11 protein-coding genes are annotated in these 17,558 nt (G+C 50.8%); 4 read left to right on the plus strand and 7 right to left on the minus strand.

The window, feature by feature from the left end; all coding sequences use genetic code 11:
• The first annotated feature begins 33 nt into the window (after positions 1-33).
• The gene (locus tag AC506A_RS12990; RefSeq protein WP_495461413.1) at positions 34-5,550 is read left to right on the plus strand and encodes a DUF7507 domain-containing protein; all 5,517 of its coding nucleotides are present in this window, start codon (positions 34-36) and stop codon (positions 5,548-5,550) included.
• Positions 5,551-5,622: 72 nt separating this feature from the next.
• Positions 5,623-6,786, plus strand: coding sequence for an ROK family protein (locus tag AC506A_RS12995; RefSeq protein ID WP_495461414.1), 1,164 nt, complete (start codon positions 5,623-5,625; stop codon positions 6,784-6,786).
• Between the two features lie 30 nt (positions 6,787-6,816).
• Here AC506A_RS12995 and AC506A_RS13000 read toward each other — a convergent pair whose 3' ends face one another.
• From AC506A_RS13000 to AC506A_RS13015, 4 genes are all read right to left on the minus strand, one after another.
• Positions 6,817-6,954, minus strand: a complete 138-nt coding sequence (locus AC506A_RS13000; RefSeq protein ID WP_495461415.1) for a hypothetical protein — start codon at positions 6,952-6,954, stop codon at positions 6,817-6,819.
• Between the two features lie 115 nt (positions 6,955-7,069).
• Positions 7,070-8,200 carry a GntR family transcriptional regulator gene (locus AC506A_RS13005; protein WP_495461416.1) on the minus strand — a complete coding sequence of 377 codons (1,131 nt, stop codon included), beginning with the start codon at positions 8,198-8,200 and terminating at the stop codon, positions 7,070-7,072.
• Between the two features lie 432 nt (positions 8,201-8,632).
• Complete coding sequence (locus AC506A_RS13010; RefSeq protein ID WP_495461417.1) at positions 8,633-10,564, minus strand: SUMF1/EgtB/PvdO family nonheme iron enzyme; 1,932 nt, start codon at positions 10,562-10,564, stop codon at positions 8,633-8,635.
• Between the two features lie 613 nt (positions 10,565-11,177).
• Positions 11,178-12,677, minus strand: coding sequence for a DHA2 family efflux MFS transporter permease subunit (locus tag AC506A_RS13015; protein WP_495461418.1), 1,500 nt, complete (start codon positions 12,675-12,677; stop codon positions 11,178-11,180).
• Positions 12,678-12,880: 203 nt separating this feature from the next.
• Between AC506A_RS13015 and AC506A_RS13020 the strand changes: the two genes are divergently transcribed.
• The gene (locus AC506A_RS13020) at positions 12,881-13,501 is read left to right on the plus strand and encodes a TetR/AcrR family transcriptional regulator (protein WP_495461896.1); all 621 of its coding nucleotides are present in this window, start codon (positions 12,881-12,883) and stop codon (positions 13,499-13,501) included.
• 60 nt (positions 13,502-13,561) lie between these two features.
• On the opposite strand, the gene AC506A_RS13025 is transcribed toward AC506A_RS13020, so the two are convergent.
• Positions 13,562-14,887, minus strand: coding sequence for an MFS transporter (locus AC506A_RS13025; protein WP_495461419.1), 1,326 nt, complete (start codon positions 14,885-14,887; stop codon positions 13,562-13,564).
• A gap of 43 nt (positions 14,888-14,930) precedes the next feature.
• The gene (locus AC506A_RS13030) at positions 14,931-15,548 is read right to left on the minus strand and encodes a cysteine hydrolase family protein (RefSeq protein ID WP_495461420.1); all 618 of its coding nucleotides are present in this window, start codon (positions 15,546-15,548) and stop codon (positions 14,931-14,933) included.
• Positions 15,549-15,747: 199 nt separating this feature from the next.
• Here AC506A_RS13030 and AC506A_RS13035 point away from each other — a divergent pair, with 199 nt between their 5' ends.
• A complete protein-coding gene (locus AC506A_RS13035) occupies positions 15,748-16,365 on the plus strand; it encodes a YjgB family protein (RefSeq protein ID WP_495461421.1) in 618 nt (205 codons plus the stop codon).
• 64 nt (positions 16,366-16,429) lie between these two features.
• Here the strand turns inward: AC506A_RS13035 and AC506A_RS13040 are convergent, their stop codons facing one another.
• The gene (locus AC506A_RS13040; RefSeq protein ID WP_495461422.1) at positions 16,430-17,500 is read right to left on the minus strand and encodes a GntR family transcriptional regulator; all 1,071 of its coding nucleotides are present in this window, start codon (positions 17,498-17,500) and stop codon (positions 16,430-16,432) included.
• Between the last annotated feature and the right edge of the window lie 58 nt (positions 17,501-17,558).

A 17,558-nucleotide genomic window follows, 5' to 3' on the forward strand; every position in this document is an offset into this window, starting at 1 on the left:
TATTTTTCATCTACACACAGGAGGCGAACGTGGATGGCCTGCGGCAATTTAGGCGTGGCAAATGATTTTAACGTGTTCGTACTGGGGAACCACACGCAATCCTTCGTTGATTCCGGCGGGCGCGTGGCCGTTGGAGGTAACGCAACGTACAACAGCTACGGGATTGGGAACGCACTTCCCTCATCAACAACGCGTGCCGACTTAATCGTTGGCGGCAATATGAACATTATCGGCGGAACCAATTTCAACGGAAATAGCGTCATCAGCCCGACTGGTACAATTATCAACTATACGATGACGAACAATAACGGCGTCACCGGGCAGCCTTTTCGCGGCACTCCCGTTGATTTTGCATTAGCAACCCAATATCTGACCTGCGCCTCAAGCTCATGGGGCTCACTCAGCCCTAATGGAACCGCCTTCGTCAATTTCGGTCAGATCGTATTAAGCGGAAGCAGCCCGACGCTGAATATTTTCACCATTAACGGCAATAACGTAGCCGGCTCCGGCGTTTCGCTGTCTACCGCGAACGGCATCAATATCATCACGCCTCCTGGCTCCACGGTACTTGTGAACATTACGGGCACCAATGTCGGATTCGGCAGCTATGCGATTTTCATCAATGGCGGTCAATCCTCTCCATCCAACGGTGCCGTTATTCTATGGAATTTCTTTCAGGCGACAACCGCGTTCAACCTGAATCTGTCGATCAAAGGTTCCGTGCTTGCGCCATTCGCTGCGTGGAGCGCATCCGGCTTTGGCAATATCGACGGCTCGATTGTCGTCGGCTCGCTGACCAATACGACTGGTTCCATCGAAGAACATCACGTCCCGTTTACCGGCTGTTTGCCCGAAGTATTCTGCACGCCGAGGCTGCAGCTCGGGAAGACCGTCAATGGAGCGAGCTCCGTAAGCGGTCCTCCCGGAACACCGTTAACTTACGTCATCACGGTCACTAACACCGGCGCCGGAACGTTAACGAACATCGTCGTCGACGACCCTGAACTCAACTTCAATCAAACGATCATGGTGCTGCCGGCCGGACAGTCTGTGCAGTTCACGATCAATTCCGTTATCAAACCCGGTCCGCCCAATAGCAGCTATCAGAATATCGTCACGGCGAAGAGCAATCAAACGCCATTGCAGTCCGCAGCCGTCACCATCAATATTGTCGGCCCGATTGTTGCGGAGCTGATCAAGACCGTTCAACCCACCACTGCAGAACCCGGGGATACGGTAACTTACACTTTTACGCTTGTTGTTCAAAATAATGCCACGCTCTTAAATGTGCATCTGGTCGACCCCGTGCTTGGTCTTGACTTGACGTTTCCTTCGGCGACGAGCGGTGAGCTGGCTTCTGTTCCTTTCGTCATTCCTGCGAACACGCCCATCGGCAGCAATTTCGTCAATACCGCAACGCTGACCGCGAGCAATTTGCCGCAGCCCTTAATCGATTCGGCATTCGTCTTCATCACAGAAACGCCGTCTGTCGTCTTAACCAAGTCAGCGGACACCACAACAGCCGTTCCCGGACAAACGATTACGTACACCCTAACTGTCAGCAATGAATCCAAAGCAACGACGCTGTTCAATCTCGTACTGACGGATCCGCTGCTTCAAGTCGATCAAACCATCGCGAAGCTCGACCCGCAAACGTCTGTAGTCTTTCATGGGATGTACACGGTTCCGGCTGGAACGCCGGCCGGCACTGTTATTCACAATACCGCGACACTCGTATCTTCACTTGGCACACAAACAGCGAGTACAGATGTCACCATCGCCGCTGCTCCCAGCATTGCAATTACGAAAACACCAAGTGCGACGCTGGTAACGCCAGGCGAGACGGTCTTCTACGACATTACGGTAACGAACACGGGCAATATTCCGCTTACGGACGTCTTTATTTCAGATCCGGTGTTGTCATTTTCCGTTACAGTGCCCATTCTCCCGCTCGGCGGACAGTATGCCGCAAACGCCTCTTATTTGGTTCCGCTTGGAACAGCCGCAGGAACGAAGATTATCAACACCGCTACCGTAACAACCGATCAAACCCCTGCTGTTTCTGCATCCGCCGAAGTTGTAGTCGCCGCTGTTTATTCTTTATCGCTGGATAAGAAAGCGGATGTGAGCACGGCAGTGCCTGGCGAAATTATCAATTACACCATTATTGTCACCAATACTTCCAACGCCGATTTATCGAATATCACCATTACGGACCCTCTGTTGTCCTTCAGCACAACGATTGCCTTGCTTCATCCCGGCGTCTCGTTTATGTGCGAAATTCCGTACACGGTACCCGCCGGTACGCCTGCCGGTACCATTCTGACGAACACCGCGACAGCCGACTCTGACCAAACGGAGCCCGTAACCGCAACCACGATGGTTATTATCACTGCCGTGCCATCGCTTAGTTTAGCCAAAACCGTTTCGCCGACCAGCGGTCCGGCCGGCACGCCGCTCACCTATACGTTCACGGTTACCAATACAGGCAATACGGACTTGACGCAAGTACGCGTTCAAGATCCTCTCCTTGGCGTGGATACCATCATTCCGCTAATCGCGCAAGGCGGGCAATCAGCGTTCAACTTCCCTTCGGTCATTCCAGCCTTGCCGCCGGGAACGATCATTCATAATATCGCTAATGCGACGTCAACCGAGACGCCGATTCCGGTATTCGCCGACGCGTATGTAACCGTCGGTACTCCGCCAACCATCTCGCTGACCAAGACCGTAAGCGAAGCTTCCGCTCTTCCGGGCGAAACCGTGACCTTCACGATTATACTGACGAATACGTCAGCGGTCGTATTAACGAATGTGCTGCTCGTGGATGAATTTTTCAATTTAAACTATACGTTTGACAGCCTCGCACCGGGCGAATCCCGGACAATCGAAGCTGATTTCACGATTCCGCTAGATACACTCGGAGGAACTGTATTTGTTAACACCGTAACGGTTTCTTCCGACCAGACGCCGCCTGTCTCAGCAACAGCTTCCGTGACCACCGAGAATGTGTTTGACATGACCATCTCGAAGCAGGTCAATTTCGCCACAGCACTGCCCGGTCAAACCATCACCTATACCATCGAAGTCGAAAATACAGGCAACGTCTCACTCTTCAACGTCCAGGTGTCGGACCCTTTCCTTGATCTGCTGACGGTAATCGCAGAGCTTCAGCCTAACTCCGTTCAGACGTATATGCTTCCGTACACCATTCCGGATGATGCCGCTCCCGGCTCCATAATTGTGAACACCGCAACTGCAAGCAATGTACAGACCGGCGATCGCACGGCAAGCGCCAGTGTCGAGATACTGCCTATTCCTGCCGGAGATATTAAAGTGCAGAAGCTTGTGAGCACCTTAACCGCTGATCCGGGCGATACAATCTTTTACACGATTGTTGTATATAACGACTCCACAGGGCTCGTGACAAACATTCAAATTACGGACCCCGTTCTTGGTGTCAGCGAGACGTTGGCCGAACTTCCGCCGCAGAGTTCTTATATACTGAGCGTGCCTTATACCGTTCCGCTTGGTACGCCCGGAGGCACGGTAATCGTCAATACGGTCTTCGTCGATGCACTTGGTGAAACACAGACGGCCAGTGCAACTGTCACTGTGAACGGGATTCCGGCGGTCGCCTTGACCAAGACGGCCAGTCAGCAGACCGCCATGCCCGGCGACCTTGTGAACTACACCATAACGGTGCAAAATACCGGAAACGTACCGCTGACGAATGTAACGGTTACCGATCCGTCACTCGGCTTCGTAGAAGTAATCCCATCGCTTGCGATCGGCCAAAGCGTGCCAGCCATTGTGCAGTTCCTAGTCCCGGCCGTACCTTCCGGTACGATTATTACCAATACGGCATCTGTGACCTCAGACCAAATTCCGACGCCTGTCACTGCCTCCGCATCGATCAGCGTAGATACGCCGGCAAGCATTTCCATTACAAAGACGGTCAGCCCTGATTCTGCTGCTCCAGGCGAGACCGTTACATTCACCATCGAGGTGATCAATACCTCGTCCATCGATATAACGAACGCTGTGTTGACCGATGAACTGCTTGGCTTATTCATTCAAGCGCCTGTTATTCCGGCAGGTGTGACACGAACCATTACGGTTGACTACACAATTCCACCGCAAACGGCTGCAGGCACAGTTATCAACAATGTCGCCGTTGTAACCTCCGACCAGACGCTGCCCGCTTCCGCCGCTGCTGCCGTTACTGTGGCCGCCGCTCCTTCTTTGAGTCTGGAGAAGCTTGAAAGCACGAGAACCGCCAGCCCCGGACAAATCGTCAATTATATGATCACGGTCACGAATACGGGCAATGTGCCGTTAACGGGCATACGGATAACGGATACCTTGCTCAATCTGAACGAAGTCATTTCGCAGTTAGAACCTCAGCACTCCGTTCTGTTGACTATTCCGTATCAAATTCCTCTCGGAATTCAGGCTGGAACCAAGATATTCAATACTGTTGTAGCCTTCTCCGACCAGACCGATCCGCAAGAGGCCATGACGAATCTGGATATTTTGCCGGTCTATTCGATTGATGTTCGGAAGACGTCCGCGCAAACCGAGGTACTGCCGGGAGGAACGATTACGTTCGAAACGACCGTAACGAATACCTCCAACGCGATCTTGACGAATATCGTGCTGCACGACCCGTTTATTTCCGTGGATGAAACGATCAGCTCCTTGGATATCGGCGATTCCTTCACCCTTCTGTTTGACTACATCGTCCCTGCAGGCACACTGGCTGGTACCGTTATTACCAACGTTGTAACGGTCACTTCGAGCGAAACGCCGCCTGCTGTCGCGGAAAGTTCCGTGCTTGTTCTGCCGAGTCCACGGCTTGAGTTAACCAAACGGCTGCCGATCATCGGAGTTCCGGGCGGCAAGCTAAGAATGGAACTGTTCTTCGTCAACAGCGGTAACGTCACCTTGCATAACATTCATTTGTTCGATTCGGCAGCCCGGTATGATTTCCATCTGGAAGAGCTGACGCCTGGCGCGAATCAGCGCGGAGCTCTCTGGTTCACCCTTCCTCAGGATGCGCAGATTGGTTCCCAGGTCGTCAATACGGCTGTCATCACCTCGAATGAAACGGCACCTCTCGAAGCGCGCGCCCTTGTTACGGTCGTTGGCCTGCTCGTTGAGAAAACATCAAGTGCGATATCTGTTGTTGTAGGCGATCGCATCACGTATTCATTCGTTGTACGGAATCCAACGCCATATGCGGCGCATAATGTTGTACTGAGAGATCCGCTTCCGGTGGAAGCCGCCTTTATTCCGGGCAGTGTGACGGTTAACGGCGAACGGCTGCTTGATGCTGCTCCGGGCGGGCCTGGTATTCCGATCGGTACTATCCCTGCCGGCACATTCGCGACGGTTTCGTTCAAGGCTAGGGTGAAGTCGGAGCCGCCGGGCCGCAAATTAGAGAACCAAGCGCATGTCGGATTTACGTTTAGAGAAGGCGGATATTCGGTCAGCGGTACAGCGGAGTCGAATGTGTGGATCATCGACGTGTTCGATGACGAGGAATAAAAAGGTGCAACTTCATCTTCTCCGTGGTAAAATCGTACCCAAATCATCCGCGAGGCGGATTCGGGGGACGTTATGGCCATTAAGAAGACCGGAGATCTGACCTTAGTCAAAAAAATGAATACGGCAATCGTGCTGGAGGCGGTGGTTCGTCATGCGCCTCTTTCACGTGCTCAAATATCGGAGCGTACCGGACTGAACAAGGCGACGGTGTCGAGCCTCGTGCAGGATTTGATCGACCGTCACCTCGTGCTGGACATTGGACCAGGTGAATCGAGCGGCGGACGCAAGCCGTTTCTCCTCTTGTTCCATGCCCGTGCAGGCTACGCGGTTGGCATCGATCTTGGGGTCAATTACATCCGCGGCATTTTGACCGATCTGGAAGGCGTCGTCGTGCTCGAACGCGAGCTGCCGATCGATAACCATGAGGCCGAGATTGTGCTTCCGAAGCTAATGGATTGCATCGAAGAGCTGCAAACATCTATGCCTGCGAGTCCATATGGGCTAGTTGGTATTGGTATAGGCGTGCCAGGTATCGTTAATGGCGAGGGCACGATATTGTTCGCACCCAACTTATCTTGGCCGCAAGTTCCGCTTCGGGCTATGATCGAGGAACGTTTCGGCGTGCCGGCTACGATCGACAACGAAGCGAACGCCGGGGCGCAGGGCGAGCAGAAATACGGCGCCGGACGCGGCATTGCCAATCAAATCTATGTCAGTGTCGGCATCGGGATCGGAACCGGCATTATTTTGAACAAGGAGCTGTACAAAGGGGCGGCCGGCTTCTCCGGAGAGCTTGGCCATCTGTCCGTTATGGCCGATGGCACGCCATGCCGCTGCGGCAATCGCGGCTGTTGGGAGCTCTACGCGTCCGAGAACGCGCTGCTTGAACAGGCGGAACCGCTGGGTTACACGGATTTGGACGCCCTGATCGGCGCAGCCGAACAAGGCGATGAGAAAGTCATCGCCCTGTTTCATCGTATAGGGGAGTGGATCGGAACGGGGATTGCGAACATCGTCAATGTATTCAATCCCAATGTTGTCATCATCGGCAACCGGATGCGCCGCGCGGAACCGTGGATTCGCGAAGCGGTCGCCTCTACGGTCGGCAGCCGCGCGCTCGCTTATCACCGGGAACAATTCCGCCTGCTCTATGCGGAGCAAGGTGACAAGTCCGCTGTGCGGGGGGCTGCTCATTATGCGATTTCCGCATTTCTGACCAAGATGAAGGACAGCTAATAGTTAAACGGATTTCGCAGCACTCGTATGTCATTTAGCCGAACCGATCGGTTCGCCTAGACAGCCAGATTGCGGCGTATAGCAGAATGAACCCAGTACATTCGTCTCGCAGCGGATCATATCGTTAATCGGGAGCGACGATTCTGCACTGCCAAGCCCGATGTTCATGATCGTACCGCCGGACTCCTTTTAGAGGTGGCAGCCCAGCGCCGCTTTCGAATTAAGTATGCAATGTATATTATTTAGTTTAAATAATAGTTTTAATTTATACATAGGTATACTTTTATTGGGTTACGGAGTAATGCGTGGTACTGCTGCGAACCAGCAGCTTCGGCACAATTTCCTCTTTCACAAAAGACTCTTCAATCGCCTTTTCACTCCATGGCTTCAGCAGTAATTCAACGGCCCGCTTGCCCATCCGCTCCGTATTCTGATTGACCGTTGTGAGCGCCGGCGAGGTATAGCGGCTTTGGATGACGTCGTCATAGCCGACGATGCTGAGCTCATCGGGAATGCGCAGCCCGAGTTCTTTGCCAGCGCGAATGGCGCCAAATGCCTTGTAATCACTCGTTGCGAAGATGGCGGTCGGCTTATTCTCAAGCGCCAACAGCTGCTTGGCACCTTCGTAGCCCATCTCCTCCAGTTCTTCATTCGCTTCCATCACCGATACAAGCGACTCATCGAACGCGATTCCATGCTGCGATAATGCCAGCTTATATCCTTGCAGGCGAAGCGAGAACTCTTGGTTGATGTCCATTAGCGAGTGGCCCGTTACAATGATGCCGATGCGCTTGTGACCAAGCGATATCAGATGCTCGGTGGCCAAGTAACCGCCCGTCAGATTATCGACGATGACATACGGAATACGAAGCTGCGGGAAATAGAAATGAGCCAGCACCATGCGCAGTTCGGCTTCTTTCCATGCTTTCAGTAGGGGGATCAATATATTTTGCGCACCCGGTGCGCCTGGCAGCACGATGGCTCCGACCAGCGGATTCGACTCGATTCCATCGCTTTCGCTTACGTCGAGCAGCTGGAATCGGATATTATGTTCTTCGCACGCTGCATGAATGCCACTCATAAAATTGGCATAGAACGGATGGTTGAACAGATGCGGCGAGGCAGACGGATGAATCAACACGATCTGTTCGAGCGCAATCTTGCCGCCGTTCGAAGCATCGGCATGCTGTAGGTCTCGCAGCTGAATGAACGTCCCTTTGCCGCGAATGCGGACAACCAGCCCTTCATTCACGAGTTCACTTAGCGCACGCCGCGACGTAATTTCACTCGTCTCGTACAACTTGGCCAGCTCGATCTGCGTTGGTATCGCATCCCCGTCCTTCAGTTGGCCGCTGCCGATCTTCTCTTTAATGTCTTCCACAATAAACTTGTAAAGCGGCATTGTCTCTCTCATCTCATCCACCCCTTCTGCCAGTTCCTACCCGATGTGCGAACACTACATTATACTTATAAATCCATAACTTGATTATATAGTATACTTTATCGGAAAACCAATGAAAAGTTGGCGGAGAACGCGGTAACCGCTACCTCTCTTTCGCTCAAATCCCCCTATTTCGGCGGATGAGCAGTAACTGTTACCTCTCATCATTCTGCATACCAACAATGTAGATCACTAGGTGAGCTACATTCCCTCTTTCCGCCGATTTTCCGCTAATGTAGATCACTGGGGAGCTTCTTGTCTAGCAAATCACACGATGGCGGCAAGGTGCTGCTTCGAGCAGCCTTCAACCTTTAACCAACCTATACAAAAAAAGTGACCGAGCAGGATGCACTCTCCCTGCCCGCCCACTCTCCTGACTCTACTGCGGTGTGTTCGTCCCCGTTATTAGTCTTCTATTGCCGGCGGAGGCGTAAGCAACCACGCCAAATTAAATGCATAGTGCACGCGACTGCTGATTAGATGAATGACATTGTTTCTAGCCTGAACCATGGCCAGATATCCCTTCGGTTCGGCATTGCTCTTGTCCATCGTAAATTCACCCGTCCATGCGCCGCCATTCCATACTTCACCCACCGAATCTCGGGACACGAGCCGTTTATATGGCCATGTCTTCCCGTCATCATAAGACAATGCCGCGAACAAACCGTTGATTAGGCGCGTCTTCCCGGACGCATCTTCTATCGGCATATTCGTTGCGAATGAGGCGAAGAAGATCGGTCCCTCGTTCAGCCTGCGAAGAACGGCACGCTGTCCCATGCCGATCGGGTCGAATTCCGATGCGCGGTAAGTCCAGCTTTGGCCCAAATTATCGGATAGACTCATTGGCATTTTGCCGTTTATTTCGTCTCCACGTCCAAGTGCCATTAATCGTCCGTCACTCAGCTCCACAACAGGAGCGTGAATGCCAGCAATCAAACCGCCAGCATCGTACCATGAATCGCCATCGTCCTTGCTAATCCATACGTTGGAGCCGCCGCTCCCTCCGGTTTCCGCGTCGCAGGACAGCACAAGCGCGCCTGACTTCGTTCGGAATAACGATGGTATCGGCATCGTCCGTACACCGTGATCGATAGACATCAGCCGACCTTTGCTCCACGTCACTCCACTATCAGTCGAAGTACGTATGACCTGAACCAGTGTCCCCCAAGTACCTGCTGCCCCCAGACCGCAAATATGAAATAGTTTGCCGTGCCCGTCATTCCACAGTGCGCCGCCTGTCATATTTCGGTCAGGAGCATCCCAGAAAACGGAGGCTTCCTCCCATTGCTCTGCCCCGTAACGCAGACGGCTCGCGATTAGCTTCATTTCACGTCCGCTCTCCTCATTCGTCGTGAACCAAACGGCCAATAAATCGCCATTGGGAGCTTGCGTTAATGCGGGGGAATGATGATGTCGAAAGAAAGGTCCTCGTTCATTATTTTCAGCATGAACATAGAGTTTAGGCGGAGTGAAATACGCAATTTCCGGATCATGGCCTGCCTCAATATCCTTCGGTATATCCTGTTTAACGTCCCGCTGATACTGTGCTTTCTGCGGCGCAGGCCGCACCTCAAAGTCCGATTCCACCGCCATAACGATTCGAAATCCAATCATCCAGTGCTTGTCTTGCGGCAGCGTACCCATACGCTCTGCCGAGCGCAAATAATGAACAGGAGTTGAGTGACTGCCCCCTCTGCATACTTTAAAATCCCCGTCTTCCCGACCTATGGGATCCTTCTGCTTGTCCGCTTCGTAAGGTCCGTACCAGTCCAGAACCCATTCCTCCACGTTACCGTGCATGTCGTATAAGCCCCAAGGATTCGCCGGAAATTCGGCAACGGTTAAGGGCACAACCTCAAATTCTTTCTTCGTCTTAACCGGGTCGGGGTACCAGCTGTGACGCTGATGTTTATACTGCTCAATTGGGAATCTATCTCCCATGGAATACGCCGTCTCCGTCCCCGCCCGGCAGGCATATTCCCATTCGGCCTCAGTAGGAAGCCGGTAAGACTTCCCTTCACGTTCGGACAGCCATGCACAATAGGCAACGGCATCATACCAGCTTACAAAAACAACCGCCTCATCATCTTCAATCGAGAATCCTAGCTTGCCGCGGAGCTTACGGTGCTCCGGATCGAACCGCTCATACTGCGCGTTCGTCACCTGGCAGGCACCCATATAGAACGGTTGGCTGATCGTGACCCGGTGCGGCGGCTGCTCATCCAAGTCACCGTGCAGATCACCCATCGTAAATTCGCCGGGTTCAATTCGCATCAATTTCATGCCAACGGAATTGATTAATTCCGCAGCGCTAAATCCAGTGGTACGGTGTGGCATCGCGTCATCATCCTTTTCCCTGAAATCCTATGTACTCTCGTAGAATGAATTCATCTTATCCCATGCGATGCCACGAAATAAATTTGCTTTTTTCTATTAAGAACCAATTTTCGCCAAAAAGAAAAGCCGGCATCCTAGGCCACGGCTTCGAGGGGCTGTTCAAAGCCAAACCTTTTCAATAACAGTTCGAGTCGTTCCAATTAAGGCGTAGAATCATGAACAAAGAAGCCTCACGGTTTTTTTTTGGAGTGCGGAATGTTCTAACGAACCGTATGGCGCTTATTTGCCCATTATTGGCACCGAAAATATGCTAACGAACCGTAGGGGCTCTATTTGACGGTTTTGGCGTAGTTGAGAGCTGATTATCCTTTCATAACGTCTCTACGGTTCGTTAGACTCTCGAAGTCCCGAAATTCGGCCCAATAACGTCTCTACGGTTCGTTAGATTTTCGCGGAATGGAAGATGAGGCGTGAGACTTTACCTACAGCAAAAAGCCGGCATGATAGCCGGCTCAATTACTACTCTATGATTTCAATTAGAATGCATGCCTGATGCTGCCCCTGTAACAACCGCTGCTTGATTTTGAAGTTTCATCGTTGTTCTTCTTCTTTGTTATCTATTAGATACACGAACTTGTTTAGGTTCCAACGTGATTCCAGCTGCTTTCTCTTCGACGACTTGACCCGTACGTTTAATGAAGAAAGAAAGCAAGAGACCGACAACGCCAATTCCAATAATGACTAGATATGCATCATTAATCCCTTGAATCGTCGACTCCATGATCATATGCTCTTGTGTAGCATTTCCACCGGATGCAGCCATATCCTGAAAATGACTCTTTGTTCTGGTTGTCATAACCGTGATCAGCAAGGAGGTGCCAATCGCGCCGGCTACTTGCTTGATTGTATTGGAGATAGCTGTACCATGCGCATTCAATCTAGCAGGCAGTTGGTTCAAACCGGCCGTTGTAATCGGCATTAGGAACATCGCCATACCGAAACGTCTTCCTGTGGACATCAGAACCAGATACGTATAACTGGTGGAATCCGTCAGATTCACGAAGCCGATTGTTGTTGCGATCGTAATGGCCATACCGATAATGGACAACCATTTGGCTCCAAATTTGTCGAAAAGCCTTCCTGTGATCGGCATCATAACGCCCATCAGAAGCGCGCCAGGCAGCATCAGCAAACCAGACTCCAGCGCCGTGTATCCACGTGCATTTTGCAAATACAGCGGCAGCAGCATCATATCCGCATACATCACCATCGTAACCGCAATATTAATAATGGTCGTCAGCGAGAACATACTATATTTGAATGTCCGAAGTTCAAGAAGCGGTTCCTTGGAGATGAGTTGTTTCCAAGTGAACAGAATCAAAGCAATCACACCGACCACGATTGAAAGAATAACTTCCGTGCTTGACCAACCCTTGCTTCCGGCGCTGCTGAATCCGTACAGAACGGCACCAAATCCGACAGTGGAGAGGAGTACGCTCCAGAGGTCAATTTTAGGAAATTGTCGTTCAGCAACATTTTTCAAGAAGATAAAGGCTACTCCGATGACGATCACGGCAAGCGGGATCATGCCATAGAACATCGTACGCCATGAGTAATGCTCCATAACATAACCAGCCAATGTTGGCCCAATTGCAGGTGCGAAAATAATAGCGAAACCGACCATGCCCATAGCTGCTCCTCGCTTGTCAGGAGGGAATACAGTTAAGATGACAGTCATTAGCAGCGGCATAATAATGCCGGCACCGGCTGCTTGAATGAGACGACCGGCCAACAAGACGTCAAAGTTAGGTGCTACTGCCGAAACAATGGTACCTCCGAGAAAAATAATCATTGCGGTCTGGAACAGCTCACGTGTCGTAAACCGCTGCATGAGATAGGCTGTAATCGGAATTAGCACACCGTTCACTAACATATATCCGGTAGTCAGCCATTGCGCGGTAGACGCCGCAATGTCAAAGTCGATCATCAGCTCCGGCATGGCAACGCTCATAATCGTTTGATTCAATACCGCGATAAACGCCCCCAGAATCATAACAAACAACAGAGGACCTTTCTTAATACTGCTGATTTCAAAGCCTGAAGAATGACTCATAGTATTGCTCAACCCCTTCAAAATTCTTTTCTGAACTAATTTACACAGTGTTGTATAATGTACCTAATGTAAGATTATAGTCACCGTACTTCTCGATCACAAGCAACAGCTTTTCGAGAAATGTTAATTAGTTTACGAATGCGCCGATTGTGTCGTCTAAACGAAACATCTTTTACGAAGCGGCCGTTATTGTCGTGAAGAAGATGGTGGAAAAAGGGGTTGAACTTTTGCCGGTAAAATCAACACGGACGGATCCGCGCGTACTTCGAACGCGTCAATTGATTCGTGATGCCTTCATCGATCTGCTTCAGGAGTATGACCTTGAGAAAATAACCGTAAATCGTATTGCAGAACGCTCAACGATCAGTCGGGTTACCTTCTATCTTCATTATCGGGATATTCCGGATTTGATGGATCGGATGGCCGATGACATGATTAATGAAATCCATGCTATTTTGAAAGAAGTGCCGGAGCAGCCCCAAGTGGAGGTGGATTGGACCATTCTGCTGCGAATTCTTGAACATATCGCGGAGAATTCGAAATTCTACACGGTGCTTCTCGCCTCCAAACGGATATCCATTTTCACCGATCGCCTTATGAAGCTAATGGTTGAAATCATCACCAAGCGGGCAGAGAACCGAGACGTTTCCTCATCTGCACCGGCTGTGAACGTTCCCCATGACATTGCCATCTGGTATGGCTCCTCCGCATTCATCGGCACTATAGTCTGCTGGCTTCGCAATGATATGCCCTATACACCGCTTTATCTCGCTAAGCAGCTTTCACTTCTGTTCCGGTTGCATCAAAATCCGACCCGTACATAACGCCATGCAATGACAAAAGCGGCGGACAAGGTTGTAATAAACCTTAGTCCGCCGCTTCTATTAAGCAGGCAATTCTTTTCGCTTACCCGATAGCGAGTACCAGAGCAGCACGCACAATGAGCAAATGCTAACTGCAATTAGAACGCCGTATACGTATTCATAGGCACGCAGGAGCGAATATTTCTTATGGAATTCAAGCAGCATACCGCACACCGCAACAGACAACGATCCGCCGAAAAACTGGATGAGCTGCATAAGTCCCATGCCCGAACCGATCAGCTCGGCCGGTAAAATGCGTGACGTTTCGTTGTTTAACGATGCCAATGTTGCGGAAGCCGCCGGCGAGAAGAACAGGTAACCAATCAAGATGACAAGCGGTGATGCTCCAAGTTCCGACTTAAAGAGGATCATGACGAATGCCAGAAGGCCATGCCCCAGGATCAAGAATCGCACATTGCCGTACTGATCAATCCAGCGTCCGATGAAGCGCGTGAGAAAGGCAGATAATACGGCTCCCGGTGCAATAATAAAACCTATAACCAAAGGTGACTTATCGAAGAGATTCGCAAGGGCCAGCGGCATCAGAAACAAGTTGCCGAGATTCATAACCAAGATGGAGAAACCGACAACAAGCAGCTTCAGGTAGGTTGGTTTTGTTAAGAGCTGCGGATTGATGAACGTTTCTTCGGCACGTTTGAGATGCCAGGCATGAGCGATGATTGATAACAAGCCGGCAATCAGCCAGATAATCGAGCGCTGCGTAACGGCAATCAGCAGTGCCGCGGCATTAACGACGGTGAGGACGGCTCCGATCAAGTCAAACCGAAACGGCTTAGGCTGTTCTTTAGGGAGCAATCGCAGCAGAATCGGGAGCAGGACAAGTACAATGCAAGTGACGGCGAACAATCCGTTCCAGCCGATGTACTCGCTGATCAGCCCGCCGACTATTGGCCCAAGTCCGAATGCCATGGCCGATCCCGCCGAGATCATCGAAATCGTTCTGCCGCGCCTTTCATAAGGAATATACCGGCTGGCAAGCACGAGACCAAGTCCCGCCATCGCGCCGGAGCCGGCGGACTGCGCAATGCGCGCGAGCAGCAGCGTTTGGAAGTTCGTCGCCAGCATCCCGATAACTGAGGAAAGCCCTAGTATCAGAAGTCCGACCGCCACCAATCTTCGAATCGGCAGCACATCGGAGAGTCTGCTGTAAATAACCGTTGATAAGGCATAACCAATGGAGTAACTTGAAACAATCCACGATCCCAGAACGGCCGAAACGCCGATATCTTGAATGATACTCGGAATGGATACGTTAAACATCGTCGTATTCATCACCACGATGAACAGACCGAACGTCCAGACCGGCATTACGATTTTGTCATTCATACTGTTGGTACCTTCCTGATCTTAAGCTTTCCGTGCATGCTTCTTACAATGCAGCAAGAAGTTCTTCTGTTGTTACAATGGCATGCGCGAACGTTGGTCCGTTAATTTCATGCGCCGCATGCATCGCCTCCTTACTGAAAGCCGATGTAGCATCTTTCACAAGCGTCACATGGTAACCAAGCTCCATGCCGAAGCGTCCGGTCGATTCAATGCACGTATTGGCTATCATACCGATAAGAATTATCTTTTGTAAACCGTGCATTTTAAGTTGGTGATCCAGATCCGTGTTCGCAAATCCGCTGCTGCCCCAGTGCTCCTTGATAAGGATATCACCTATCAAAGGTTGAAAATCCGCATGAAATTCCCCTCCCCAGGATCCTTTGGCAAACGACTGTCCGGCTTTGGTTCGGAGCTGATAGGGGGTCGGATGCTTCCACGTTACGTAATCATCCGGTTCCGCTCTATGATGTGGTACGAAAAAAACGCGAATGCCTGCCTTTCGAACCGCAGCAACAATTTCTCTGAGATGGTCGAGCAAGTTCACGGATTCGCTCACTTCTTTCGTTCGCGGATAAATCTTCCCCTCCGGTGCCAAGAAATCATTATAAGGATCCACCAGAAGTAGTCCTGTTGTTGTTTTGTCGTATATCTTGGTGGTCATTTCATTTACGCTCCCTTCCGTATGTTCAGTTTTCCCATAAACGACAAGATGAACCGGAACGTTAATCGTAACTTTATTGTTACTGTTTCGTTACCTATCTGTCATTCATTCGGAGGCTGGGCTGGTTAATATGTAGTTGTAAGGCAAGCCAAGTTGTCAACCGTCCTAGTCTCCAATAAACAGAAGAGGTGAATATAGTATGTTGAAGAATACTAAAGCGAAATCGTCGTTTAAAATAGGAACAAAACTGGCACTGGCCGGATTGATTGCAGTAGGCTCAATGGCTGTCATCTCCCACTCGGATGTAAATGCAGCGGCGGCAAAAGTGGATACCAGCAGCATTAAAGCACAGCAAGGCAGCACTTATATCAAGACGATCTACAGTCTTGCAAAAGAAGGCAAAATTCCCGGACTGAACGCCATCGCAGGCAAAACGCCAATCTCCGCCGTCCATTACAAATGGGGCGATCCGGAAGTAGGCGGCGACTTAAAGGGCAATCATTACGAAATGTATAATTTCGGCATGGGACAAGGTGCCTATGGTTTCGGGATCAACAAATCCGGCGTCATCTACGATCTGCGCAATTTCGGGCAGTCTATCGATCAGAGCGTTGGCATCAAGTCACTGACATTCGAGTCCGTTATCAAAACGCTTGGTATGCCTAAAGAAGTTCGATTCACCGGCACGGACAAAATCTACGTCTACCACCCTTCAACGAAATACGAACTGAAATTCGTCGGCCCGAGCAAAGTCGTGAAAGGCAAAGTCGCTCATATCGATCACGTTAACGTGTACGCAGGCAAAGCGAATCTATAATCCGCCGCAGCTTAGGAAGCCAAACAGCCCGTCCCTTCTCGAAATGGGGCGGGCTGTTTGGCTGTTATTTCTCCGGGAATATGAGTCGGACGGGTACAACGACGCTTGTAGGGGCGTAGGTATGCATGATTTGATCTCGCAGCAGCGAGACGGCGGCGCGTGCCATCTCCCGTTCATCCTGCTGCACATACGCAACGTTCGGGAGGCTGGGATTATCAAAGGAAATCAGCTCCACGTCGGATTGGGTTTCAAAGCTTTGAAGTGCCTTTGACGTCAATTGCGCGATTTCCTCCGTTAACGTGAAGGCAGCGGTAATGGACTTATGCCCTTTCAGGAAATCCGTAATGTAATCAAGCGCTCTGTCGCTTCGGAGAATGTCGAGCGGCACGTGGCACCATAGGCTTTTGTCGATGGAAATTTCTTGATCAATATAGGCCTTCTCAAACCCGGTCGTCCGATCTTCGACGGCCGTGTTTGCGTTCTCCGGGGATATGAGCGCGATTTGACGGTGCCCCTTCGATAGCAGGTACGACACCGTTTCGTAGGCTCCGCCAAGATTGTCGGACGTGATCGTATAGGTCTTAATATTACGAAGATAACGATCAATGAAGACGAACGGGAACTTATCGAGTGACAGGCGGAGCAAGGATTCATTATATTTCTCATCCTCGGTCGGGAAGACGATCAAGCCTTGTACGCCTGCGTCAACCAAATCGCGAATCGATCTCGTCTCTTCGGCTGCTGATTCGCGCGTAATGCTTAATAACATTTGATACCCAGCTTCCTTTAGGTAAAACTCCGTGTAGTCCACGAGCTTCTGGATAACGCTCGTTTTCATCGTCGGGATGTTAAAGCCGATCAACGCAGGTCCCTTCGGCGCTGAACCCCGAGAGGATGAAGCACCGGATTGTGCCACGTCCAAAGAGACAAACGTCCCTTTTCCTTGAATGCGGGTAACAAGTCCTTCATCCGCCAGCTCGGTCAATGCGTTCTTGACAGTGATCTTGCTCACCTTGTATTCATCCATTAATTCTTGTTCGGACGGGATACGATCGGCAGGCCTTAATTGCCCCGAGACGATTTTCTCTCGAATCCGTTGTTGGATTTGCTTATAGAGAGCCGTCTTCTTTATCATGTCATCCACTCCCAATAAAAAATATGATTTTATATCCAATTGGTTATATAAATAATAT

It is taken from the genome of Paenibacillus sp. N22P23 (genome assembly GCF_059383735.1).